Source organism: Emticicia sp. BO119, from assembly GCF_013912375.1.
Lineage (GTDB): Bacteria > Bacteroidota > Bacteroidia > Cytophagales > Spirosomataceae > Emticicia.
Window position 1 is genome coordinate 272,090 of sequence record NZ_JACETV010000002.1, and the last position, 26,365, is coordinate 298,454.

Annotated in this window: 20 protein-coding genes; 4 read left to right on the forward strand and 16 right to left on the reverse strand. The window is 38.3% G+C overall.

Translation table 11 applies throughout. The features are described from left to right. Positions 1-20: 20 nt before the first annotated feature. The 4 genes from H1R81_RS08170 to H1R81_RS08185 form a co-directional block, all read right to left on the reverse strand. Positions 21-1,073: a sensor histidine kinase gene (locus H1R81_RS08170; protein ID WP_181840215.1), complete on the reverse strand. Its 1,053-nt coding sequence runs from the start codon at positions 1,071-1,073 to the stop codon at positions 21-23. Next, positions 1,063-2,133, reverse strand: coding sequence for a sensor histidine kinase (locus tag H1R81_RS08175; protein ID WP_181840216.1), 1,071 nt, complete (start codon positions 2,131-2,133; stop codon positions 1,063-1,065). Before H1R81_RS08175 ends, H1R81_RS08170 begins: the two co-directional genes overlap by 11 nt. A gap of 74 nt (positions 2,134-2,207) precedes the next feature. Further along, complete coding sequence (locus H1R81_RS08180) at positions 2,208-5,219, reverse strand: two-component regulator propeller domain-containing protein (protein ID WP_181840217.1); 3,012 nt, start codon at positions 5,217-5,219, stop codon at positions 2,208-2,210. 216 nt (positions 5,220-5,435) lie between these two features. Beyond that, positions 5,436-5,705 (reverse strand): hypothetical protein, encoded by a 270-nt coding sequence (locus H1R81_RS08185; protein WP_181840218.1) that lies wholly within the window; start codon positions 5,703-5,705, stop codon positions 5,436-5,438. Positions 5,706-6,076: 371 nt separating this feature from the next. Here H1R81_RS08185 and H1R81_RS08190 point away from each other — a divergent pair, with 371 nt between their 5' ends. Both H1R81_RS08190 and H1R81_RS08195 read left to right on the forward strand, forming a co-directional pair. Further along, complete coding sequence (locus tag H1R81_RS08190) at positions 6,077-6,631, forward strand: cupin domain-containing protein (protein WP_181840219.1); 555 nt, start codon at positions 6,077-6,079, stop codon at positions 6,629-6,631. A gap of 153 nt (positions 6,632-6,784) precedes the next feature. Then, entirely contained in the window at positions 6,785-7,333 is a 549-nt protein-coding gene (locus H1R81_RS08195; RefSeq protein ID WP_181840220.1) for a cupin domain-containing protein, read from the forward strand. Between the two features lie 102 nt (positions 7,334-7,435). Here H1R81_RS08195 and H1R81_RS08200 read toward each other — a convergent pair whose 3' ends face one another. From H1R81_RS08200 to H1R81_RS08255, 12 genes are all read right to left on the reverse strand, one after another. Then, the gene (locus H1R81_RS08200; protein WP_181840221.1) at positions 7,436-10,456 is read right to left on the reverse strand and encodes an ELWxxDGT repeat protein; all 3,021 of its coding nucleotides are present in this window, start codon (positions 10,454-10,456) and stop codon (positions 7,436-7,438) included. 147 nt (positions 10,457-10,603) lie between these two features. Next, entirely contained in the window at positions 10,604-12,097 is a 1,494-nt protein-coding gene (locus H1R81_RS08205; RefSeq protein ID WP_181840222.1) for a glycerol kinase GlpK, read from the reverse strand. A 41-nt stretch (positions 12,098-12,138) separates the two neighbouring features. Next, a complete protein-coding gene (locus H1R81_RS08210; RefSeq protein WP_181840223.1) occupies positions 12,139-13,098 on the reverse strand; it encodes an ABC transporter permease in 960 nt (319 codons plus the stop codon). A gap of 32 nt (positions 13,099-13,130) precedes the next feature. Beyond that, positions 13,131-14,615, reverse strand: coding sequence for a sugar ABC transporter ATP-binding protein (locus H1R81_RS08215; protein ID WP_181840224.1), 1,485 nt, complete (start codon positions 14,613-14,615; stop codon positions 13,131-13,133). 9 nt (positions 14,616-14,624) lie between these two features. Further along, the gene (locus H1R81_RS08220) at positions 14,625-15,230 is read right to left on the reverse strand and encodes a DUF2291 family protein (RefSeq protein ID WP_181840225.1); all 606 of its coding nucleotides are present in this window, start codon (positions 15,228-15,230) and stop codon (positions 14,625-14,627) included. Positions 15,231-15,242: 12 nt separating this feature from the next. Further along, entirely contained in the window at positions 15,243-16,160 is a 918-nt protein-coding gene (locus tag H1R81_RS08225) for a D-ribose ABC transporter substrate-binding protein (protein WP_181840226.1), read from the reverse strand. Between the two features lie 5 nt (positions 16,161-16,165). Continuing rightward, entirely contained in the window at positions 16,166-17,566 is a 1,401-nt protein-coding gene (locus tag H1R81_RS08230; protein WP_181840227.1) for a DUF1593 domain-containing protein, read from the reverse strand. A gap of 1 nt (position 17,567) precedes the next feature. Next, positions 17,568-19,187, reverse strand: a complete 1,620-nt coding sequence (locus H1R81_RS08235; RefSeq protein ID WP_181840228.1) for a DUF5060 domain-containing protein — start codon at positions 19,185-19,187, stop codon at positions 17,568-17,570. A 4-nt stretch (positions 19,188-19,191) separates the two neighbouring features. Next, entirely contained in the window at positions 19,192-20,151 is a 960-nt protein-coding gene (locus tag H1R81_RS08240; RefSeq protein WP_181840229.1) for a transketolase family protein, read from the reverse strand. Positions 20,152-20,210: 59 nt separating this feature from the next. Next, positions 20,211-21,017, reverse strand: a complete 807-nt coding sequence (locus H1R81_RS08245) for a transketolase (protein ID WP_181840230.1) — start codon at positions 21,015-21,017, stop codon at positions 20,211-20,213. Between the two features lie 187 nt (positions 21,018-21,204). Continuing rightward, entirely contained in the window at positions 21,205-22,599 is a 1,395-nt protein-coding gene (locus tag H1R81_RS08250; RefSeq protein ID WP_181840231.1) for an L-fucose/L-arabinose isomerase family protein, read from the reverse strand. 66 nt (positions 22,600-22,665) lie between these two features. Then, complete coding sequence (locus H1R81_RS08255) at positions 22,666-23,433, reverse strand: DeoR/GlpR family DNA-binding transcription regulator (protein WP_181840232.1); 768 nt, start codon at positions 23,431-23,433, stop codon at positions 22,666-22,668. A gap of 199 nt (positions 23,434-23,632) precedes the next feature. On the opposite strand from H1R81_RS08255, the gene H1R81_RS08260 reads away from it, so the two are divergent. Next, complete coding sequence (locus H1R81_RS08260; RefSeq protein ID WP_181840233.1) at positions 23,633-24,817, forward strand: esterase; 1,185 nt, start codon at positions 23,633-23,635, stop codon at positions 24,815-24,817. Positions 24,818-24,853: 36 nt separating this feature from the next. After that, positions 24,854-26,365, forward strand: a complete 1,512-nt coding sequence (locus H1R81_RS08265; RefSeq protein WP_181840234.1) for a DUF1593 domain-containing protein — start codon at positions 24,854-24,856, stop codon at positions 26,363-26,365.

Consider the following 26,365-nt stretch of genomic DNA (forward strand, 5'->3'; position numbering starts at 1 on the left):
AATGGATGAATTGAGGATTTTTATGAATGAATTGTATGAGACTTCCATATCAGTGGTAGCACTACTGTAAAATTTTTATTATCAGACAGAATCTGAAATCCAGGTTGATTTAAAAGATTGTATTTGTTTCTGATATTTTCGAGTCCTACGCCATTACTTGAAACTTTGACAGTTCGATGTTGAATATTATTGTTCACCACAAGTTGCTTACCTCTTGTAGAAAAAATATCAATGACTAAGGGCTTGTTTTTAGACAGGGAATTATGTTTTACTACGTTCTCGACTAAAAGCTGTAAGGTAAGCGAAGGTATCAGATAGCTATAGTATTGCCTGTCTATCTGTAGATTCATTTTTACGGCTTCGCCATGTCGGGTTTGTAATAGACGGAAGTATGAATGAATAAATTTGACTTCATTTTCGACAGTACTCATACCTTCTTCGTTGTTTCTGAGCAAATATCGGTAAACTTTACTGAGTTCATCAAGAAACTGGCCGGCTCGCTGTTTATCTACTGTAATTAATGATGAAAGTGTATTGAAGCAATTAAACAGGAAATGAGGATTCACCTGGCTTTTGAGTGTATCAAACTCCTGATTAATAGCCAGTTGTCGGAGAGTCTCTTTTTCAATAGCGGTTTCTTTTAATCTTGACAGAATAAAATCAGCCTCAAACAGGGTTTCGAAAGTAAGATAGATAAAAAAAACACAGGCAAAGCATTTCCAGAAATGAGCAATTTCATAATCATAATCAAAAAGATGAAAGTAGCCGTAAAGTGTGATTGGGAGAAAAGTGGCAACTAAACAAATTATTAACAATGAGATAAATTTTCTTAAAATTCGTTCAAAGCTTTGTTGTACTTGCGGATAAATTCTTTCGAGATACTGATTATAACGTAAACGTATCAACCAGACAATAAAGCCTAAAACGAAAACCAGAGGAAAAGAATACAGCCATAAGCGAGAGTCATACCAGATAGAGTTTTCAAACATAAACAAATGAGCCACAACCACAATAAATGGCATTGAAAACAGAAAACTGAAAAGTTCAAGTTTGGGTATTGATTTAAAGTTCATCTGGCACCTCCTTCTCTTTCAATATTAATGGTATGGTGATACTCCGGCAGGTAATATTCTGCTCGTTCACTAAAACATTCTTTCCTAATAATTGATATTTTTTAACGAGGTGATCTAAGCCTGACTCAAAATCTATCGCTTCTGTAATAGACTTAGGATTTACTGTGTTTCTGAATAGTAAATTATCTGTATCATCTGAACGAATAGCTATTTTCAGTGGATTGGCTTTGCTCATGATATTTTGTGAAAAGGCATTCTCAATCAATACCTGTAGAGTAAGTGGTGCTATCAGGTTAGCCTTTGAATGATCTGCTATATCAATTTTTAATTGCAGGCTATCACCATAACGTGCTTTCAGAATATGCGTATAAGATCTGATAAATTTTAGTTCTGTTTCGAGTGTAACCATCGGATCTTCGTCATTTCGGAGCATATAGCGATAGACTTTGGTCATTTCGTTCAGGAATGTCTCAGCCTCGTTCTCATCTTCCTGAATCAGACTGGATAACGAATTAAGGCTATTGAATAAAAAATGTGGGTTTACCTGACTCTTCAATCCATTTAACTGGCTTTTTTTATAAGCGATACTCAGCTTTTCATTTTCTTCTTTGCTCTTTTTCCATTCGTTATATTGTACAATACCTTCCATCAGAAAGGTTATAAAAATATTAAGAAGTGCCAATGATACGTAGTTCCAGGCCAAATCAGTTTCAACAAAATGATAATTGAGAAAACTGAACCAATCTTCCAGCTTATTTAAGTACAGATATAGAAAAAGAAAAGTCAATAATAAAAAACAAGTAATGCTAAGTGAAAGGCGCATAGAAATTTGCCGCTCATTTGGGAACCGTTTTTTGACTTGCACTGCTATTGCCCCGCAAAAAATAAAATAGGCTCCGAACGCGAATAGTGTGCTGATACTTAGCACCAGAAAATTAAAGGTACTGGCAAAGTATTGCCGGGGGAAATTGTAATAATTGAATGTAAATGCAAATACTGGTGTAACTATTGCCATCACCAGATTATCTTTGCCATTATATGCAGGTAGTTTGACTTTCATTTTACAAAATTCCCAAAAGTTTTATTATGTAACTACAAGCTTCGGCTGAATCGAAAAAAGTCAGGATTGAAATGTTACAATGCGATCTTAATATGAACTACCGAATTTTTATCCTGATGCCCGACATCAAGATGGGCTTTTAAGCTATCTAACTTCTGTATGAATTCTTTGCTTTCAAAAACATACTTAATAGATTGCCGATTTAAATTGCTGCTAAAAAAATCAATTGAAAAATCTAAAACAGATAGCATGACTTTTAATCTGATTTTATGGATTTGCGCCTCGGTATAAACCAGATACTGGATACATTCTTTAAATAATATAAGCAATTCATGGCGTACCTTCATATCCGGTTGTAATACCTTTACTTTTTCTTCTACTTCAAGCGAAATATTTGTGTCATTTTCCAGATTAAGTCCCTCTATAAACTCTTGCAGACGCTCTACTACTTTTTGCATACTATCGTTAGCCGGGTTAATACTCCATAGCATATCATCCATTGCCTCAATCATACTACCACTTTTGTCATGAATCTGCTCAATAAATTCCTTAGACTTTAAGGAATCTGTGTCGGTTTTTATTCTGGCAATTTCACTCAATACATTGATATTATTCAATACAGTACTGACATCCTGATAGAGGCTATCAGCAATGGTATTTCGCATTTTTACAAGGGCGTCTTTACGTTTCATTCGTTCATTATCTAACCAGAAAATGATGGAGGCGGCTAAAACCAGCATAGTTATATAGAACCACCACCTCTGATAGAATGGCGGGTATATCTTAATTGTCAATTGGGTAGTTTGGTTAGATTCATTCCCTTCTTCATCTACAGTTTTGAGTATAAAATGATAACGCCCCGGTGGCAAATAGTTATAAATAGCTTCATTTTCAGCAATCCGCCAATCCTCATCAATTTCTTTAAGTTTGTATTTAATAATGTAGGCACTGTTATATAATAGTGTTGAAAAGCGAATCAGTATAGAGTTCTGGTTATGTTCGAGTTCAATTTCTTTTAATTGAAGCAGAGAATCAACGGGCAACGATTTATTCAGAACCTTAAAGTCTGTAATCTTGACTTCAGGTGGTGTAGTATTAGAATGAATATGTGTCGGGTTAAATGCAACAAACTGATTGACTGTGCCAAAAAGAAGCCTTCCGTCGGGTAAATGGTAAGAGGCAGACTGTGTAAAGTTTTCATTATCGAGTCCATCAGTACGATTAAAAGAACTAAAAATAGTTTTAGGCAGATTCAATTTGTATAGACCATTTGTGCTTGTTATCCACAGGTATCCGTTTGCATCTTTCTCTATATTCGCATTAAAGCCTGAAATTCTGCCGGGTAGCCCTATAGTACGGGAACGATTCAGCATCATATTGTGGCATACCACACGAGTAGCTGTAAGAATAACCATCAATGAATCATTGCATTGCAGGAAACCTGCAACTCCTCTTTCTGGTATTAGTTTATTCTCAAGAGTGAGCCGACGTAATATTTTACCAGTGGTCGGGTTAAACTCATATGCACCGTTTTCGGGGGTTGCTACCCATATATTTCCTTTAGAGTCGGGTAGGAGCTTATTAATAGAAAATTGCGGAATGGCATCAAAGGAGCTGATTCTGAAATTGTTATGTGGTGATATTCTGAAAATACCCTTAGTTTCTGTGCCTATCCAGAGCTCACCATTCTGATCTTCAGTAATATGCTTTACCGGTTCGTTTGTCAATTCATTCCAATGTAACCATTTGCAAGATTTTGTTTGCTGATTTAAGGCATATATTCCCCCGTCTGTACCAATCCAGATTGTATTGCTGTCAGCTGAGGCACACATAGCCCACGCGTTAAAATTACCATTCCGGGGTAATCCCTTTATACTTAATGGCAGGGGTTTCAGATTTTTGTCATATTCAAAAAGCCCATCTCCCCAGGTGCCTACGAGCAATGTTTGTGCACGTGTTGGTATGAAAGCGTGTACGCGACCTGTACCACGAAGCCCAGACTTTGGGTTTAAATGCTGCACATTGGTAAAAAATTCCTGTGATGGATTAAAGCGGAAAACGCCATTGTTATTAGTAGTTACCCAAAGGTTATTTTCACGATCTTCATAAATAGTACGTACCCGCTCGTAGGCAATACTTTTTTCGCTTGTGAACCCATTCGGGATCAACTGAAATTGATGTATATCTTCCTGAAATGCAGCTAAAACGAGTTGCCCTTTTACCCAGATAGTACCGTTAGATTGTTCGTTAAAACCAAAAATGTCATAATTCCCTTTTAAAACATTATTGAACGAATAATGTGTAAGAATAGGTTGTTGATGCGCTATATCATAACAGCCGATTGTTGGGGAAATACCTGGCCGGGTGTACCAGAAGCGTTTTTTGCTATCAAAAAACAATCGGTCATATATATCTTTCTGATTTAACTGGTCTATTAGAATTTCGTGATCAGGATTATGCTCCGGGTCATTCCAACGCTTTGTTTGCAGATTATAGACAGCCAACCCGCCATTGCTGAGGCTCACCCAATATTTGCTGGTATGTGGTTGATGAACAAAATCTACTATACCCCATTTAACCTTAAAGGGTATAAAATTGTGCAGGTAAGAAAACTCATTGGCTTGAGGATTGTAAGTTGTCACCTCACTTCCACCCATCAGATAAAACAAATTACCCGACTGGTCGGTTATAAGCCGTTTAATATAAGTATTGGGAGAAACACCTTTATGGAAATGCGTTTTTACTTCATTAAAGAGGAATTTTTTGGTGTCGAAAATGCCAACTTTCCCGCTTGCTAAAAGTACCCACAGGTTATTTTTTTTATCTATCAATAATTGCCAGACCGGATTAGAGGGCAATTGGCTATTAGTCATCTGAAAAGACTTATACTCTTTTCCATCAAAACGTTGAAGACCATTAGTTGAGCCTATCCATATAAATCCTTCATTGTCTTGAACGACAGTATTGGTCTGGTAGGTAAGAAGGCCGGAGGCCGGAGTATAGCGTGTAAAAGTATATTGCCCCTTTACAGCCACAGGCTGTAAAGAAAGAAGAACCAAGGCGAGAAATGTAAGCGTTTTCTTCAATTGCTTTTTAGCAAAATTAACAATTATTCCTTTTCATCCGAAAATTAAATAATTGCACTGAAAATCAGACGCTTAGCTCAGATGGTATCAGGAAAAATGTGTATGAATTGAGGAAAAACGTGTATGAATTGTTTTGAATAAAAATATATTCAGAGAAACACAAACTTGTGGTCCGGGGCTTCTCTGAATCTCTAAATTATGCATACATTGGCTGTATTATTGACAGGCATTTTTAACAGCTTCTTCAAATTGTTTGCGTTCTTCGGCAGGTATCCCAGGACATTCGATTACTTTTCGTGCTGCATTTACTACGTCTCTGCATTTACTCAGATTAGTGGGGTCTTGCGCAAAGATTTCGTAGGCGGTCAGATAATCTTTTGTGGTTCTTTCATAACAACTCAACGGTGCTGGCGTAGGGTCTTCTTTTGATTTACTACATGCAAACATAGTTGCAACAATGGTAACGGACATGAATAGCTTTTTCATTTTTGTATATCAGTTTAAATGACTGGTTTATTTGTTTTGATGATTCAAAATTCAAACTTTTTTCCGGGCTGAGCTATCTGTTCCGGCTGTATTGAGATTTTCGATGTACCAATTGAAGTATTTATGGTTGTGTCCGTTTTAGTTAAATATATGTAATTATTGCAAAGGGGTAAATGCTGATTCTCTACGCTTTGGCATCAACAAAGATTGCGGTATGTGTTTTTAATTGACTGATAATTAGCGGGTTCATTCAATTCAGCGGAGTCTTCCTCAATCCATTCAGGTCTTATGCCGGCTGAACTGAAAGACCTGTTTTCTTATGATGGGAATTCCGAATTTCGAATAAAATATTAACACAAAATCAAGAAACCATGAAAAGAAAATTCATTAATCCTGAAATACAGGATGAAGCTACATTTACAAAATTTGCATTTGAAACCGGCGGGGAGTTAACTGAAATAGATATTATATTACAAGTGGGGGGAGGGAATGACCTTCACTATCATAAGACTTATTCGGAGACATTTACAGCCATCGAAGGAGAATTAGGCGTAAAAATTGGTAAGAAAAAGGAAATACTGATTTTAGAACCCGGCCAGTCATTTACTGTACCAGCCAATATGCTTCATTGCTTTTTTAATCCTGGTCAAAAACAGATCAGATTCAAAGTCGAGATTGCTCCAGGACACGAGGGTTTTGAAAAAGCAATTATGATTGGTTATAGTCTGATTGAAAATGGACTTTTAAAAAAGAATTTTCTAAGGAATATGGCAGTGCTCCTTTGCATTAGCGATATGAATATTCCTGGAGTATTTTCTATTTTTGAGCCTGTGCTAAAGTGTATCGCTTATTTTTCGAAAGATTATGAAAAAGCCTTAGTGAAAAAATATTGCGCAGAAGCAACGACCGTAGAAGAATTAGTATAATAATTAAACGCATTTATTAGCTTCACAGCAATAAATATAGATGATCCATAAGCCAGAGCCGTCTCAATATATTTTGAGACGGTCTTTTTTTAAAGATTTTTGGGGTCTAAAAAGCCAAAATCTGATAAATTCTTAACATAAAAATTAAACAAGATGAAAAGAAAATTTATTAATCCGGAAATGCATAATGAAGCAACATTTATACAATTTGCCTGTGAATCTGAAGAAAAAATAACCATAATTGAGAATGTTTTACAAGCAGGAGGGGGTAACAGACTTCACTACCACAAAACATATACAGAGATATTTACGGCTATTGAAGGAGAATTAGGTTTAATGGTTGGCAGAAAGAAGGAGATTCATATACTGCAACCCGGAGAATCGTTTAGTTTACTTCCCGGAACACCCCACTGTTTTTTTAACCCTGGAGAAAAAGCTATTAAATTCAGGTCTGAAACTACACCCGGCCACGAAGGTTTTGAAAAGTCGATTATGATTGGATTTGGTCTTGCCGCAGATGGCCACTACAAGAAGAATTTTATAAGAAATACCTCAATCATTCTTTCAATCAGTGAGATGAGTTTACCAGGAATATTTTCGCTTTTCGAACCTGTCTGGAAATGTATTGCTTATTTTTCAAAAAATTATACAAAAACCTTAGAGAAAAAATATTGTACTAAAATGATGATGCAAATTAATTAGCGTAATATAAAGCTTGTTTATTATTATTCTTAAAGCAATAATGCCCTGTAGGTAACTACTCACAGGGCATTAATTATGAGATGTAGTCTTCTTTTACAGGCATTAATTGGCTGTTGTATCATATACACAGGCTTCTATTTTAGCTTCAAAAACCGAATTACTATCGGCTACAAAGCCAGGCGTCAGTTCAATAGATTTTCCTGCTATCATTGTATAAGACTGATTGCTTATAATTGTATTACTACTCTTGATGGTATCATAGGCTTGATTGTATAGATAATGAATGTCTCCGGCCAATTCTGCGTTATTTTTACAATCTCTAAAAACATGAATCTGGTGTATGCCGTTTGGGAGTGTTATTCGCATAAATATGAGGCCATTGTGCCCGACAAAATATTGTGGCAGTGAATGCCCATTAGGTACAATGTTAGCTAATTGTCTCTTAGATGTAGGAGTAGACTCGATTTTTGCAGGTTCTACATCTGAACCACCATCAGCAAAATATACACCTCCTCTGGCAGCATAAGCATATATATTACTAATGTCAGAAATAGGAATGGTGCCTTCAGGTGTCAGATCAGATTTAAATAATTGCCTGACATTATTTGTTGTAGTAGCAAGGAAATAGACGTTATTTTCAAATACAGCATATTTAAGTTTATTTGTATGATTTATAGGCGAACTTGAGCCCGTACCAGGATAAATATCCTTTATTAGATTAGTGCCGGCTTCTGTTCCGTCTGATTTCCAGAGTTCATATCCGTTTTGGGGGTCGTAAGCCTGAAAAACCAAGAGCGAATCTTTAAAATTTGTAAGGTAACTCGGGCAGGCTCCTGTTGTTCCAAAAGAATGTAAGAGCCTTGTATTGGCTTCAGTGCCATCCGTTACATATAATTTACACCCTCCGGCAGAACTAAACTTGGTATAATAATAACTATTGCCTACCACCTCTGATTCTGAATTATAGATATAGGTATTCTGCCCTGGTATAACATCTTTCACCAAAGTAATGTTTCCATTGCTATATTGAAATAGTTCATCGCCATACATGGTCGAATACCCGAGAAAACACAACTTGTTGTTTACAGTGCTTAACCCTCTGATAAAATAAGAATCATTAGGTCTGGTATTATCCACAACTCCTGCTTTTACAGTGCTTTCAGGACTTCCTCCGGTTTGCCATAATTCATTCACGACATTGAAATAAACCAATCCGTTGAATGATTCAAATTTATTAGTATAACCTGATTGCTTAAGCCTTGGGCTGGAGTAGAGTTCTACAGGTGCATTAACTCCATCAGTTACCCATACTCCTTCAAATGTCATAATATAAATCTGGTCATTAAACTCATATAAATCCCAGAATTTTGATGAGTAATTATAATATTCAAAAGCGTCTTCTTCTGCAATGGTTGTCTCTGGCATTGGATAAGATGCAAGATTGGCAAATAAGCCTGTACCGCCCTGTTTACCATTTGTTCTCCAGAGTTCTAATCCGTTTTTCCCGTCATCAGCGGTAAAAAACAAACCATTTGAATTAGCCACAGTCTTCGAAAAATTGTTAGTATTACTGGTATAAGTAGCATCAATGTCTTTTACAAATGTGTTGGTCTCTCCATTTGATTTATAAAGCTCGTATCCGGTTGCCGGATTATAAGCAGAGAAGTAAAACCAATCACCGGATTGCATTAAGGGATACACGTTGTCGATGTTCAGCGTAGGAGTAAGGTCTTTTACCTCAACCGCATCACTGCCATTGTCTGTTATATAACACTTATGTTCTCCATTATTGCTATCGGTTATGAAAAACAATTTATTATTGAAAGCTCTGATATAGGAATAGTCTCCGTTCCATAAATTGATTATAGCTTTTGTTCCTTGCTGTGTCCCGTTTGAAGTCCAGAGTCTTATATTTGAAGATTGCTGCCCTGTAAAGAAATAAATATTTCCATTAGGTATGGGTATTAACTTTCTTTTTTCAGGATTAACAGGAAACGGGTCAATACTTGCCCCTGTTACATATACCAGATGTGCAATTTCTGAATCTACCGGCGACTCAATCACTCCCAAATCTGTTTGTCCGGTGCCGGTGTTATTAACTAAAAAGTATAATTTATTATTTGAAACGGTCAGATTTTCTGCTGTCCAGGAATAATAAGTAAAACTATTATTGACGCCTGTAGGCATAACATTATCTCCGAGATAGAAAAGGTTTCCGCTGTAAGTAGGATTAATTGTGAAATAAACTTTTCCGTCAAAGAGGGTCAAGTTACTGGGGTTTAAAAAACTATTACCAAATGAATTAGTGCTATTATAAGTGCCTCCTGTTTGTATCAGCACAGTACTATTCGCTACACTACCATCATTTAGATTCATATAAGCGGCATAATTATTGACTACTATTTTACTGGTGCTAATAAAAGAACTGCTGTTACCTGGATTGATATCTTTTACTAATTGAGTTCCTGCGTCGGTGCCATCAGTTATCCATAGCTCACGACCATGTGTTGCATCTATGGCTGAGAAAAGCACTTTGTCCTGAAATTGTTCAAAGTTTGCAGGCATTGAACCCGATGAATTTGTATTAATATCCTTAACCAGTTTAGTGCCATCAGGTGTGCCATCAGTTACCCAGAGTTCTTCTCCAAGTGTACCATTGTTTGCACTAAAAAATGCTTTGAATACTCCACCAATAGAGACCACTTTAATATTTTTAATATCAGATTTAGTATTCGGATTAATATCTTTTAGTAAAAAAGTGCCTGATGGTGTTCCGTCTGTTACCCATAGTTCAAAGTTTAAGTTATTATGATAATCGGAGGCAAGCAGAAGAGCCTTGTTACCAAAAGGTATAATACATTCCTTACTCCGGATATCAGGTTGAGGAGTGACTCCCGTAGCAGTAATAATTTTGTAAGTTCCGCCATTTGTGCCGTCTGATTTCCAGAAGCCGTAATCGTTAGAGGTAGCCATATTTGCTACAAAATAATAGGCACCATTTATATCGACCCCATAACGTGGGTAAGAGCTTTGGGTAGATGATTTGATTTGAGTTAAAAGAGAATTCTGGCTATAACCCTTTGATATAAAAAAAGAAAAAACAATTACGAAAAGTGTTCTCATAGCTATATAATTTTGATTTTTGTTCAAAATTATCGGCTTTCAAAACCGGAGAAATATCCTCGCGAATGAGTTGAGGATATTTAGTTATGAGTTGAGTAATTATTTTCTGGCAGGATTGACAGTAATTTTTGAGAAGTAAATTCTCTTTTAATGAGAGGCTATCCATTTCTGCCAACCTATATAGGCCGAACGCACGGCAGTATCTGATAAGTCAGGTTTTATTGTTTCGGTCTTTATCTGATTGAGTTTTTTTAATTGTTCAATGTTTTTGTACACGCCGCTTTTCAAGCCCGCAAGGTAAGCAGCACCTAATGCTGAAATGTCAGCATTTGCCTGTTTTTTGAGTGGAATGCCTAATAAATCAACCAAGAAGCGAATCACAAACTGATTTCGCGCAATACCACCATTGACAGAAATCACTTGTAATGATGCGCCTGTATCCTGACTCATGGAGTTAATTACATCCTTTATCTGGTAGGGGATGCTTTCTAAGGCTGCTCTTACAATATGGTTTTTAGTTGTACCGAAAGTCATGCCTTCAATAGATGCCCTGCGGTTCATTTGCCAATGTGGGCCGCCCAGTCCACTAAATGCAGGTATCAGATATACACCTGCGTTATCTGGGACGGCATTAGCCATTGCTTCAGTTTCTGATACATGCTCAAAAAGATTAAGTTCGTTTTTCAACCATTCAATCGTTGAGCCACAAGCTATAATGGCCCCCTCAAGCGCATAATCAACCCGGTTTTCTATACTCCAGCAAATAGTGGTCAGCATACCATTTGATGAGATAACGGGTCTATCACCAATATTCATCATGATTGAACTACCTGTGCCTAAAGTTACTTTGGCTGTGCCTTGTTCAAAACAGCCTTCGCCAAAGGTAGCAGCATGAGAATCACCAATAAGTGAATTTATTTTTAATGATGAATTTTGAAAATCCTCTATTTTAAAATCCAGAGTCCACTCACCAAACTCATAAGAGGAGGGGCAAACTTCCGGCAGGTTTAATTTTTCTAATCCCCATTTTTTTAGAATTTCCTCGTCCCAGTTTAGGGTATTAATATTAAACAGGAGTGTTCGGTGGGCATTTGTATAATCGGTTTTAAAAGATTTTCCTCCGGTAAGTTTAAACAGCAGCCAGCAATCAATTGTGCCAAAATATACTTCTCTATTTTCTAATTTTTCTTTCAGAGTATTATCATTTTCAATCAGCCAGAGCAATTTAGTACCCGAAAAGTATGGGTCAATAATTAATCCGGTTTTTTCTTTAATGAAAGGCTCCTGATTCTGACCTTTTAGTCTTTGGCAAATATCAATAGAACGCTTACAAGCCCATACTATAGCAGGGGTAAGAGCGGTGCCTGATTTATCCCATAGTATAAAAGTTTCTCGCTGGTTACTAATGCCACAGGAAGCAATAGCAGAAACGCTGAATCCTTTGGCTACAAAATCTGACAGACATAAATACACTGAATCTAAAACATTCTGATAAATTTCTTCAGGGTTTTGTTCTACAAAGCCATTGTCGAAGTAATCGGTATGCAAATCGGTATGCCCCTTGGCGATGGGATTGCCCTCGTTATCAAAAACAATAGATTTGGTGCTACTTGTACCCTGGTCTATGGCAAGAACAAACATTGGTAAGGTTGAAATTTATAATGATGAATGCAATTAGTGATTTATTTCTTTTTGCTCTTCTGGTCGATAATAACTGCTAATAAAATTACTAAGCCTTTAACGACCTGTTGCCAGAATGGCGATACATTAAGAAGGACTAAACCGTTATTTAAAACCCCTATAACAATTGCTCCGATTACAGTACCTGTAATAGAGCCTATACCACCTGAAAGAGAAGTGCCACCGATTACTACAGCAGCAATTGAGTCTAACTCATAACTTGTACCAGCATTGGGTTGCGCAGAATTAAGGCGAGAACTGACCAGAATGCCCCCTATAGCAGCCATAATTCCTGCAATACCGTAGACTGCCAGTTTGATTGAATTAATGTTAATGCCAGAAAGAAAGGCTGCTTTCTCGTTACCCCCAATGGCATAGATGTATCTTCCGAAAGTAGTTCTTTTACTGATAAACACACCCACTAAAACCACAATCAGAGAAATCCAGACGGGCACAGGAATACCAATGAACCAACCTGAACCAATAAACTCAAAATTTTCTCCTAAATTTGAAATAGGCATGCCTTGAGTAAAAAGCATGGTGGCTCCACGAGCAATGGTAAGCATGGCCAATGTAACTACGAAAGGAGGGAGGGAGAACCGGGTAATGACCCACCCATTAAAAATACCAATCAGTAAGCCAATAAGTAGTGCTGCCAGGATACCCCCTAAGGTAGTGAACCCAATGAATAAATCGAAAGACTCAAGGGCAATACCGTTTTTGAGTAATCCGGCGCAAACGGCAGAAGTAAAAGCCAAGACAGAACCTACCGATAAATCAATACCTGCGGTCAGTACTACCAATGTCATTCCCACTGAAATGCAGACATTTACGGAGATTTGCCGTAGTACATTCCATAAATTATTGGCAGTCAGAAATTTATCTGATAATAGGCTGATTGCCAGACACAACACAAAAAGTGCGATTAAAGACTGTGATTTTTTTAATAATTCTTTATTCATCTATTTTGAGTAAACAGGTTAGGGAGAGGTCTTTAAATAGCGGCTTTCAACAGTTTATCTTCATTGGCTTCATCTGCCGGAAATTCAGCTTTGATTTTCCCTTCTGCCATAACCAGTATTCTATCGGCTAAAGCTAATAATTCAGGGATTTCTGACGATACCAAGATAATACTTTTGCCTTCTCCTGCCAGTTTTTTAATAATTTCGTATATTTCGTTTTTGGCATTAATGTCAATTCCTCTGGTAGGTTCATCTAACATAAGAATTCCCGGACTCGTTGCCAGCCATTTAGCCAAGACCACCTTTTGTTGGTTACCTCCACTAAGATTCACGCATAGTTGTTGCGCAGAAGGCGTTTTAATAGCTAAAGCAGAAATATATTCTTTAGCAAGCCTCTGTTCAGATTTTTCGTTTAAAAGACTGTTTTCCGGTAAGGATGTCAGGCTGATATTTGAGGCAACGTTCATGCCCAATACCAGACCTTCGGTTTTCCGGTCTTCGGTTACAAATGCCATTCCATGTTTGATCGCATCTTTGGGGGCTTTTATGCTTACTACCTGGTTGTTAATAGAAACAGTGCCTTTACTTTTAGCCGGGTTTACTCCAAAAATGGTCTGGAGTAATTCGGTTCTACCTGCACCCATCAAACCGAAAATACCCAAGATTTCGCCCTCTTTGAGGTCAAAAGAGATATTATCAAGCAAATTCTGGTTTTTTAGTATGTGATGAGATAAGGTGAGATTGTTAATGCTCAGTATTGTATTTTTATCATTATTACTCACTTGTTTTTTCTGAATCAATACCTCGCGGCCTACCATTTTCCTGATTAAATCCTGTTCGGTAGTCTGGCTTATTTCACCTGCATCAATGCTGTTACCATCCCGCATAACCATATAAGTGTCTGCAATTCTGAACAGTTCGTCCATTTTATGAGAAATGTAGACAATGGTTTTACCCTCTTTTTTGAGGTCTGCAATGATGCGGTGCAGGTTTTCAATTTCTTTATCGCTGAGTGCCGATGTCGGCTCGTCCATCAGAATTACCTGGGCATCAGCCAATAAGGCTTTGGCAATTTCTACGAGTTGTTGCTCGCCTACTTTCAGGTTTTCTACTAAGGTAGTAGGAGAGATATTGAGTTCTAATTTATGAAGCAGATCTTTGGTTATCTGTGTCATTTTAAAGGTATCCAACAAGCCCCAGCTATTATGGATTTCCTTACCCAGAAACAGGTTTTCAACAATGTTCAGCGCAGGAATCAGGTTTAATTCCTGATGAATGATGGCGATTCCTGCTTTTTGAGCATCTTTGATGTTTTTAAATCTGACAGTTTTTTCATTTAATACAATTTCTCCTTCATAATCAGTATAAACTCCTGTAAGTATCTTCAGAAGCGTAGACTTACCTGCTCCGTTTTCACCCAGAATAGCATTGACTTTTGATGGGTAAAAAGTCAGATTCACCTCATTCAACGCCTTTACTCCCGGAAAAGACTTAGATATGTTAATAGTTTTTAACAATGTAAGATATTATTCTGTTTTTGAAATTTTGATTGGCAAAATGCTTACTATCGTCGATTTTTCTGGTATTTTGCTTAATTTGGTTGCCCCGCTTACTATTATTTCATCGCCTACGCTGATATTTTTTAAATCTTCTGGAATTGCCTTTTCTCTGATAATCATATTCAATGCTTCCGAGAGTTTGTTGAAATCGGCATTGGTCTTAAAGTCGGTTAGTTTGACTAAGCCCGAAGCGTCTCTGATGGCATTGCCGAAGATGTATTTTGTGTCTATAGTAAGTATGTTATTATTTTCGGTAGCCACTTTTAACCCGTTTGCCTGTTTTTGTATCACTTTCCCCTTGCCTTTTACCATAAAATAGGCTGAGTTTCCAATTCCTAACCGGTTACCATAAGCCTTAAATGCCGAATCAGGATTCGATTGAACCAATGCCAGTAATTTTGAAAGTTCAACCGAACGAGCACTTGTGAGAATCCCCTGATAATATAGGGAGTCAGCAAAAGCATTGAAATTAAAACTGCTTTGCTTTTGATTTCTTACTTCACTTAGCTTGCTGAAATAGACGGAGTTATAGCCAAGAATAAGCAGGATTACGATGGATATACCTTTTTTCATGATGCTCGTTTATTATTGATAGCTGCCAGCGTTGGCAATGGTTACCAATTCTACTTCTACAGGCACTCTTTGCGGGAAATCCCGCTTGCCCTTAAAATATTCATCGGCATACTGTGCAGCGGTTTTTGCCATTACTTTCGGGTACTGCATACCTGTTGCCACTATTTTCTTTTCTTTTATTTTTTCAATTACATCCGATGCCCCATCAAAGCCGAATACCTTTACTTTATCTGCTTTGCCTGCCGATTGTAAAGCCTGATAAGCTCCCATTGCCATCGCATCGTTACCACAAAAAACAGCATCAATATCAGGGTGTGCCTGCATGATGGTTTCCAGTACTTCCATTGCCTTGTTGCGGTCGAAATCGCCACTTTGCTGGGCTATCATTTTCAGATTCGGGAATTTATCTACTACTGAATGAAATCCACCTGACCTCGCCCAAGTATTATTATCACCAACCAGACCAATTATTTCAGCGTAATTCCCTTTTTCATTCAGGGCTTTTACAAACGTCACGCCTATTTCTACACAACCCGAATAATTATCAGAGAGAATCTGGCTCGTAGCGGCATTGTCAGCATTGATTTCTCTGTCCATACAAAAAACCGGAATACCCACTTCTTTGGCTTTTAGTACATTGACAATAGAACCATCGGCATCAGTCGGGTTAAAGAGAATGGCATCAAAGCCCGATGAAATCAGGTTTTCAAAATTGTCTGATTCAGTAGCCGGGTTATTCTGCGAATCGAAAATCTTGGCATCATAGCCTAATTTCCGGGCATTTTCGGCCGCTGATTCGGCTAAAACCACAAACCAGGGATTATTAAGAGTGGAAATAACGACCGCTATTTTAGGTTTGTCATCTTGTTTTTCGTGACAGGAGACGCTTATTAAGTTGAGTAGTAAGAATAAAAAAAGGATTTTCTTCATAGGTTTCAAGGGATAACGTTGACAATTACTCTTTGATAACGTGTCAGGTTAGGAGTGCCGTTGTCGGTAACTTCTAATATAAAGTGCATGGTTTTGGGTTCGGTTACTTTGGGGGCTGTAAAACTGATTTCCTGACTGGCAGGGTTTTTTAGTACAAATCTGCTGGCAGTCAGGCTGCCTACTTCTTTGTAAAAGAACCAGTTATAATTTACTTCATTATTATCCGGGTCAGTTGCTTTGCCAGATAACACTACATTTGCTCCTGATTTCACTGTAATGGTATTCCCATGACTTAATGATATTACCGGAGGGTGATTGGCTTCTTTATAGGTTTTGGCTACACACCAGTCCATACGGGCGAAGAAATCATTCTGAAAGGCTTTCCTCCATCGCCAGATAGTGGCCTGGTTGCTGGTATGATAGGCTTTGGTAATGTCGCTATACACCTCATCCTGTGTATCTGTCCAGATAGGGCGGGTTTCTGGTTCATACATATACTTTTTGAACTGCGGGATATACAATTCGTACCGACCTCCCCAACTACCATAATCAGGATGTTCAGGGTCATTTAAACCATTGTTGATTAAACCCATAAATGATGGACTGTCTCCTTCCATCAGAAAAGAAATCTGGGGATATTTTTCACCTAACGCTCCGTGATTCTGACGGACGTGCTGGTCTAAATATTTATTACGAACAATAGTAGTATCTGCACCAGTGAATCTTCCATGAAAAATATCTCCCGAAATGCCCGACCAAGTAGCATAGTGGTATTGTCCGCCGCCGTTTTCTTCATAACCCGGACTTACGATATAAAATAAATCAGGGAAGTTCTTACGAATCCACGGTCCAGTATCGTCCTGATCAGAAATAGTATAGACACGCAATTTCTTCACAATCCGGGTAACATCTGCTGGCTTCTGCGTCTTTTGTAATTTATAGAGTGCCTGTGCCAATACATTTGTTCCGCCCCATGCCTGGATGTATAAAGGGCGGGTATCGTTTTTAAGCATACTTTGTACCAACCAGTCTGAACCTTCGGAGTCTTTGCCTTCGCCTAAGCCCTCTTTACCAAAAACAGGTAAACCTTTTTTGATGATAGCGTGCATATAGGCTTCAGTAGGATAGCCCTTTTCATGTATTTCCAGATTATCCCTTACTTTTCCATAGGCATCTGTAATTTCATGCAAACGCCATTCGGCAGTCTTGGTGCGTTGCCAGCAGGAGGTGGTAGCTATCAGACCCTCAATATCAAACTGGTTGGCATAAGTCAGGAATCGTACATAAGACATGGCATCATCTGGCTCATTTTCAATATCTGTCAGTACAAATACTCTTGGTTTTTGTGCAAAGGAAGCGTAGCAGACCAGTGATAGTATCAAAAAACTAATGATTCGGCGTTTCATATCAGTCAGGGGTTGTTTCAATAATTCTCAAGGCGATATAGGGTTTTAAGGGCAGTCTTATTTTCCGGTTTTCTTTGTCGGCAATCCGGTAATCGTTCACTTCTGCTCCTTCAAAAACTGTATTGACTTTTGTTACGGTCATATCCCATGTATCAATAATTTCTACTTTATATTTAGTACCGGATTTCGGTCGTTCAGAATTGGCGTTCTTATGGGGTAAATCAAAAGACCAATATTCAAGCATTTCTTTTCCGAAGTAAATAAGATACGTGCCTTTCCCGTTGGTGGCAGTCTTAAAATCCCGACTGACATCAGCCATTTCTAATGGTCCGGTTTCTGTTAGTATTTTTCTTGCAAAGGCAGCTCTTTTCCAGCTTTTGCCTGCGAATTTTCCGCCTTTTGCCCAGAAGATGGTATCCCGGTGGTCTTTAAACATAAAAGATTCTCCATGCGTAACGTAAGTACCCCCAATCAATCCCATCCAGATCAGATGATTCATTTCCTCACCGCTGTATCTTCCCCATCGGGATTTTAGATTGCCTTCATAACCTACCTCATCAAAAATGATGGGCTTTGGATAAATGCTTCGGACGATGGCTGATCCTCCCCAGTTGATAACAGGCGATTCATCCTGAATGGAAGTATGAGTGATTTCCGGCATCCGGTAATCAAAGTATTTGGCTGTGCTACCATGAATAGAACATAAATGATGATAAGGGTCGGCTTTAACAACTGCTTTGATTAAGGCTTCCCAGTCTTTATCAGTCTTACTTTTTACATAATCGTATTCATTCGCCAATGACCACCAGACATTACGAAAAGACGCCAGACGAGCCACTAAATATTTAATATAATTCAGATTTGCCGCCATAGGTATTTCATCAAAACCCCATCTTCCTTTATCATAAGGGTGAAAAAGAATTAAATCTGCTTCAATGCCTAATGTGCGCAAGTCATCAATCCGTTTTTCTAAGTGCTGGAAAAAGACAGGGTTAAATTGATTGAAATCCCAGACTTTTACTTCATTCCCTTTCGCATCTTTTTTTACTTCTTTTATTATATAAGGATAAATTGGCGGTTCTTCTTTGACCAACTCATAATTTTTAGGGAACACACACATCCTGATTTTATTAAACCCTGCATTCTGCAAGGATTTTAAGGTTTGTTGTTGAACACCTTCTGCCATGTGCGTCCAGGCATAGGCAGTTGTTCCGAAAGGAAAATAAGCTGTGCTATCGGCATATTTGAAATGATAAATTTGCGAAACCCGGACAACGCCGTGATTATTTGAAACCGCTTTAATGCACTCAAATTCACCTCTTTTATTGTTTAAGGTAGTAAGCGGACTATTGGTGCTGTATTTCCAGATACCCGTTTTTTCAGGCATGAAACGGATAACGTATTGGTTATTGCCATCATAAAAGCCAGAGATAATGATGGAAGTATCTTTATGGGTAAAAGTTGCGGACAGCAGATTATCCGAAAAGTTATTTTTATCTGAACTATTGGGCAACTTTAATTCAAACCGATTCCATTGCTCAATTTTTTGTTGAGAGAAAGCAGGTTCTTTACTCAAAAAAAGCCAGATAGCTAATAAAAATATACCTTTTAATCTTCGCATCAACTTAGTTTTTTATCCATGTTAACACTGTATCGCTTAATCCTTTCTTTGATATACCATAATGCTCAAAAATCTCTACCTGTGAACCCGAAACTGTATGGTCATCAGGTAGACCCACAATTTTGAATTGATTGTGAAAACCGTTTTGTAGCAGCAAAGAACCAACTGCCTCGCCTAAGCCCCCATAAACTGAATGTTCTTCTACTGTGATAATTGGCTTTCCGTTGGCGGCAATATGCATGATCAAAGTGCTATCCAAAGGCTTGACGGTGTGCATACTTACAACGGTACACGAAATTCCATGTTCTTGTGCCAGTACTTCTGCCGCCTGTACACATGGCAACACTGCTTCGCCAGTGGCTATAAATGTTAAATCTGTTCCCTCCTGAATGATGCGACCTTTACCAATTTTAAATGCACTATTTTTTTCTAATACACCACTCAATGAATCAGGCATATTTTTCTTGCCGAACCGGATATACACAGGGCTTGTCATTTCAGCGGCTTGCCTGATGGCCTCTTCGGTCTCATAATTGTCAGCAGGTGCAACAATCGTAATATTATTGATGGCGCGAAGCACTGCATAATCATGCAGGCTATGGTGAGTACTGCCCAATGCTCCATAACTTACGCCTGCCGAAATACCAATGAGTTTAACGGCGTTATCAGAATAACAGACATCGTTTTTAATCTGCTCTAATGCCCTTGCCGTAAGAAAACAAGCCGGAGAAACTGCAAAGGCTTTTTTGCCCATACTTGCAAGCCCCGTGGCGACACCAACCAGATTTTGTTCAGCAATCCCTACCTCTACAATCTGTTCAGGGAAACACTGTCCGTAAGGTACTAACTTACCCGAGCCACGCGAATCGCTCGTTACTACATAAATATCTTTATCCTGTTGAGCCAGAGACTGTAATGTTTCTGAGAAAACCTCAAGATTCGCTTTATTAATTGTAAAATTCATCGTTTCAATACAATACAGATTTGTAGCTTTTTTCAAATCTGTGTTCTTGATTCAGTCTCTTAATTTAGTTCCAGTAAAGCCGCTTCGTATTGCTCGGCACTTGGTACGCCATGATGCCATTTCAATATATTTTCCATATAGCTGATGCCTTTACCTTTGGTTGTATGTGCAATTACAAATGATGGTTTGTCAGGTTCAAATGGGAGGCCTTCTAAGGTCTGTGTCAATGCTTCTACATCATTGCCATCTACATGTTTTACTACCCAGCCGAAGGCTTCTAATTTTTTATCCAAAGGCTCAAGACCCATTACATCGGCATTGGGGGCGGTAATCTGTAATTTGTTGTAATCCAATATGGCGCAAAGATTATCTAATTTATAATGGGCGGCAAACATAAATGCCTCCCAGTTAGATCCTTCAGCCATTTCTCCATCACCTAAAACAGTAAAAACTCTTACACCGGATTTATCTTTTTTAGCAGCTAAGGCATTGCCACAGCAGATAGATAAACCATGCCCTAAACCTCCTGTATTTTGCTCTATCCCTTTGATTTTTTTGGTAGGATGGCCAATATAAGGCGACTGGTATTTACACAATGTTAATAAATCTTCTTCTGCAAAAAAGCCTTTATCTGCCAGCACTACATAAAGCGCTTCTACACAATGTCCTTTGCTCTGGATATATCTGTCTCGTAGATTGGAATCAAAGTTTTCAGGCGAAACATTCATGATTCTGTTATATAAGACATTAAGAATATCAATGACCGATAAACTCCCACCCGTATGCCCTGCTTTGGCATTATAGATATATTTCAGAATGTTTCTTCTGTATAGTTTTGATTTTTCTTGTAATGCTTTGAGTTCCATTTTTCTTTGGTTTTCGGAAAGACATTTATAAAATTCAAAAAATAAACGTTCTTAAATTACCTGATTAGGTATAATAAACCTAAAGATATGTCTGAGTAGAGACAGGGCATTGCCCTGTCTCTACCAACAAATCTGCATTATTTAAAGAACGTTTATTGGTAGAAAATTAATCACTATGTCTCCTTCTTCAATGCTTATAAATCTCCCAACCCATATAATTACCCAATGCCTCTTCCAGAATATTGGCAGTTTTTGAGGCATTCATTACTACATGGTGCTCGAAGCCGTTTCTGCAAACATATTTCATAAGGCCTTGTAAATCAGGGATTTGTGCTACTGCACGATTCCCGAAAGTATTGAGCGGGTCGTTAGTCAGCTCGCCTTCACCTATGTAGGCTCTAATGATACCCTTTGGGTCATCTGTGCTGATGCGCCCGTAAGTAAGTGGCATGGCAGGGGTGCGGCCGTCTAATGCCCCGTATGTATTTTCTACACCAACGGTAGTACCTAAAATTGGTGCATTACTGATTTGAATATCCGGCAGGAACGACTTCGCCCAGTTGCCGCAATGGAACAAGACACATTTGTTTTCATCATCGGCATAGTTATTATTCCAGTCTACCAAGGCACTTGGCGAGCCTGATGCCAATTGCATGACATACATTGAAAGCGTACCTGTCACATCCACTTCGCAGGCACTTGGTAGCATATTTTCTGACATTATACTCATGCTTGTACAGACATTACAGCCATAGTTTTGTTGCAGCGATGTCCAGCATTGAATAGCTGTAGCATCGAGGACATTCTCTTCCATAATTTCTTTCAGAACCACATCCAATCGTGCAATCTGTAACATGGCTTCGTTAGGCGTTCGGCCTTTAGGCGCATAAGCATTGATTGATTCTAAATGTTGTATTACTTTGGTATCGTCAGTAGCTAATTTATTAGCTCTGCCTAAGATTTCAGACAGGTCAAAAGTTGTTACCGAGATGCCGTTTCTCTGAAGGATTTTCTCTGAATACCGAACCGTGTTAAATGCTCCAGGTCTTGCCCCGATTGCTCCGATTCGCACATTTTTTAACCCTTTTACTACCCGGCAAACCGCTGTAAAATCCAGCAAATCTCTCTGAAAATTTTCGCTTGCAGGCGAACTCACATGTTGGCTCGTTAAGGTATATTTGATACCATATTGATACAGATTATTGCAAACCGAAATCTTGCCACACCATGAATCCCGGCGGTTCACTACATTCATTTTACTGAGTTCATCGGGGTATGCCTGTATCAGCACCGGTACATTCAGATCGGCTAATTTGAGTGTATCAGCTACACCTTTTTCGTCACCAAAATTGGGTAGCAATACCAGTATTCCCATCAGTTCCTCCCGATGAGCTTTGAATAATTCAGCACATTTCTGTGCTTCCTTAAACGTTTCTACTCCCCCAAGCTTGGTGTCGTTACTGTCTAACAGGATAGGTTTAAGATTCAGTTTGGCAAAAACATCAATGATTTCGGTTCTTGCTTTTTCTACTAAACTATCCGGAAAAAAATCTCTGTTTCCGATAATAATTCCAATACTCATTTTTCTTATTTTTAAGCGCACAGAAGTAGGTCATTGTCGTAGTGTATCTGCGGCGGTTGGTAAGCTTTATGCTATGATTACTTCAATTTCGTTTTCCCTGAACACGTCCTTGTGTTTCTCTTCTATACCGGCATCGGTAATTATATAATCTATCAGTCCCAACGCACCAAGACTTGCCAAAGCACTCTTACCGATTTTTGTACTGTCAGCTACCAGATAGGTTACTTCAGCGGCATCAATCATTGCTTTTTTTACCACTAAATCACTGATACTCGGATAAGTTAAACCTGATTTCAGTGAGATGCCTGCTGTGGCTAAAAATAGTTTCTGCACATTTAAGCCTTTAAAGAAATCAGCCGCTTTTTGTCCGGTTAATGAAAGGGTAGGGGGTTTAAATTCTCCTCCTGTCATAATTACTTCAATGCTCGGTTCTGTGCCAAGCATCAGGGCTATGTTGAGGGCATTGGTGATGACAGTCAGGTTTTTAATGCCTGAGGTCTTTATCTTTTTGGCAATTTCGGTTGTGGTACTACCTGAATCGAGAATAATTGTATCACCCGTTTCGATAAACTCTAAGCATTTCTGCGCAATTACTTCCTTTTTATCGAGGTTATCCTGATGTACCAGTGAAAAACTCCGAACCTGGTCTTCTACGTTTTTCAGGTAGGCTCCGCCATGCTCTTTGATTATTAAATCTTCGGCCTCTAATTTTTCTAAATCCTGCCGGATGGTTACTTCTGTTACTTTAAAAAGGCGCGCCAGATCGGCTACTTTGGCCGAGCCATCTTCACGCAATAATTCTAAAATTCTATCTCTCCGCTGATTGGGTAGCATGGTTTACAAATGAATGTTAAATGGAATGAGATGCTAATTTACTATTTAATATTCATTTTCTTGAAGCAAAACTAAAAGAAAATAAAAGAAATAAAAAGAAAATAAACGAAAATATTTGACAAATGATTTTTTGCTTTTATTTTCGCATATCAAAAATAAGTCAAAGCATTTATTTAAAAAATTATAAAACAATCAAAAAATGAAAAAAGCCATTTTCTTTTTAATAAATAAAAAAGGGATTCTTTATGCGCTAAATCTTTTGTTGTTACCATTACTCATACAAGCGCAACGTCGCCCGAGTAAGATTGTTTCACCGGAAGTACTGCCGGATAATTCAGTTATCTTTCGTTTAAAAGCCCCGAATGCCAATTCGGTGCAATTATCAGGTACATGGCCGAAATCATTTAAGAATATGATTCCTATGACAAAGGTTGACTCTGTATATGAGATAAAAATAGGGCCTTTACCTTCTGATATGTATGAATATGAGTTTATTTTAGATGGCATTCCTACCCTTGACCCCAACAGCAGTATGGTAACGCGCGATGGAGCGTGGATTCAGAACAGATTGATGGTGCCTGGTGCACAGGCGGATATTTATGATGTGAAGCCTGTTCCGCATGGTGATTTAAAGGCTGTATGGTATAATTCTGCTACTTTAGGTACAGAGCGCAGAATGTTTATTTATACGCCTCCGGGATATGATAAAAATAAAAAAAGTTATCCGGTTCTCTATTTATTGCATGGAGGTGGGGGTGACGAAGAAGTGTGGCTGAGCAGAGGAAGAGCCAATTATATTATTGATAATCTGATTGCCACAGATAAAGCTGAACCAATGATTGTAGTGATTACGAATGGGAATCCGGTTACGACAGCAGCACCCTTAGACCGTCTGGCCGCCATGCAGAATAAGGTAGCACCCGGTATTAATTCGATGGCTTCCGGGAAATTTGAAGAAAGTTTAGTAAAAGATGTGATTCCATACATTGAGAGTAATTATCGCGTAATTGCTGACGCAAACCACCGTGCCTTAACTGGTTTTTCGATGGGGGGGTATCAGACCCAGAATATTACCAATGCTAATCCTGATAAATTTAAGTATATTGGCGTGATGAGTATGGGATTATTCTCAACATTTATCAAAGACGGCAACTATAAAAAGGAAGAGCATGTGAAACAACTGAAGGAGTTGCAAAAAAATAACCCGAAAGTATATTGGATAGGCATAGCCAAAGATGATTTCCTGTATTCGAGCGTTGTAAAAATGAAAGAACTCTATGATGAAGTCGGTTTTAAATATACTTATAGAGAGAATGAGGGTACGCACGATTGGAACTCATGGAGATTATATTTAAGCGAGTTTGCGCAATTGGCGTTTAAATAATGTATTGATGCTAAAGATGAAACAAAATACTAAAAAATGAAAAGAAAACTCAATTCAATACTACTCTTGTTTTTTGGATTAATATTCATTGCGAATACTACAATCGGACAATCAAAACCCCGAACCATTGTAACGACTGATGGAGAGATAGATGATGTAGATTCATTTATCAGAATGTTGTTGTATGCGAATGAATTCAGAATAGAGGGATTGGTTTACAGTAGCTCGATGTGGCACTACAAAGGTGATGGTAAAGGCACTAAATTTGTCTCTGAAATGGCCATGACTAAAAATCTGTATAAGGAAAAAACTGACCTCCGCTGGCCTGGTGTTACCTGGATGCAGGATTTAATCGGAGCTTATGAAAAAGTATATCCAAACCTTATTTTACACGATAAATCTTTCCCGACAGCCAATTCGCTTCGGAAACTGATAAAAGTAGGCAATATTGATTTTGAGGGAGAGATGGAGAAAATAACTGAAGGCTCAGAACATATTAAAAACAAATTGTTGGATGCCACTACCGAGCCTATCTATTTGCAGGTATGGGGTGGAACAAACACTATAGCCAGAGCTTTGAAATCAATAGAAGAACAATATAAGCATACACCTCAATGGCCTCAGATTTATAAAAAAGTCTGTGATAAAGCCATTATTTACGCCATTTTAGACCAGGATGCTACTTATAAAAAATATGTTGCCCCAAACTGGAAAGACCTGAAGGTATTCTATAATGCCAGCCAGTTCTGGTGCTTTGCATATCCCTGGAAGAGAGCTGTTCCACAATCGCAACATTATTTATTAGAGGGTAAATTTATGGGTGATGAAATCATCAATAATCATGGCCCGCTTACCAAAATGTATTATAGCTATGGCGACGGACAAAAACAGGAAGGTGATGATGAGCATATACATGGCGATTTGAGCAAAGTAAAAACCGGACAATGGGGTGCATTTGGTAAGTATGATTTTATATCAGAGGGAGATTCGCCGTCTTATCTGCATCTGATAGATGTAGGGTTGGGTAATATCCAGAATCCATCTTATGGTGGTTGGGGTGGTAGATTAAAGCAATCGGCGGATAATCCGAACCGCTGGGAGGATGGAAAAGAGGTGGCTGATTATAATCCGTTTACCCAAAAAATGGACTTAACCTATCCTCAAACCCGCTGGATAGAACCTATCCAATTGGATTTTGCTTCCCGAGCGGACTGGTGTGTAAAAGATTTTAAAAGTGCCAACCATGCGCCAAAGGTTTCAGTTAAAACCGGAAATGCTATCAAAGCCAAAGCTGGTACTAAAGTACAGATTATAGCCAACGCCAAAGACCCCGATAAAAACAAGGTGAATTTTAATTACTGGCAATACAAAGAAGCCGGAACTGCCAAAGAAGCCGTGGAAATTAATAAGAAAACCAATGAAACGGCAGAAATAGCATTACCAGCAACACTCAATAGCGGAGATACAATTCATATCATTGTTGAAGGAAAAGACGAAGGCATTCCTGCATTGACACGCTATCAAAGGGTGATAATAACAGTTTTGTAA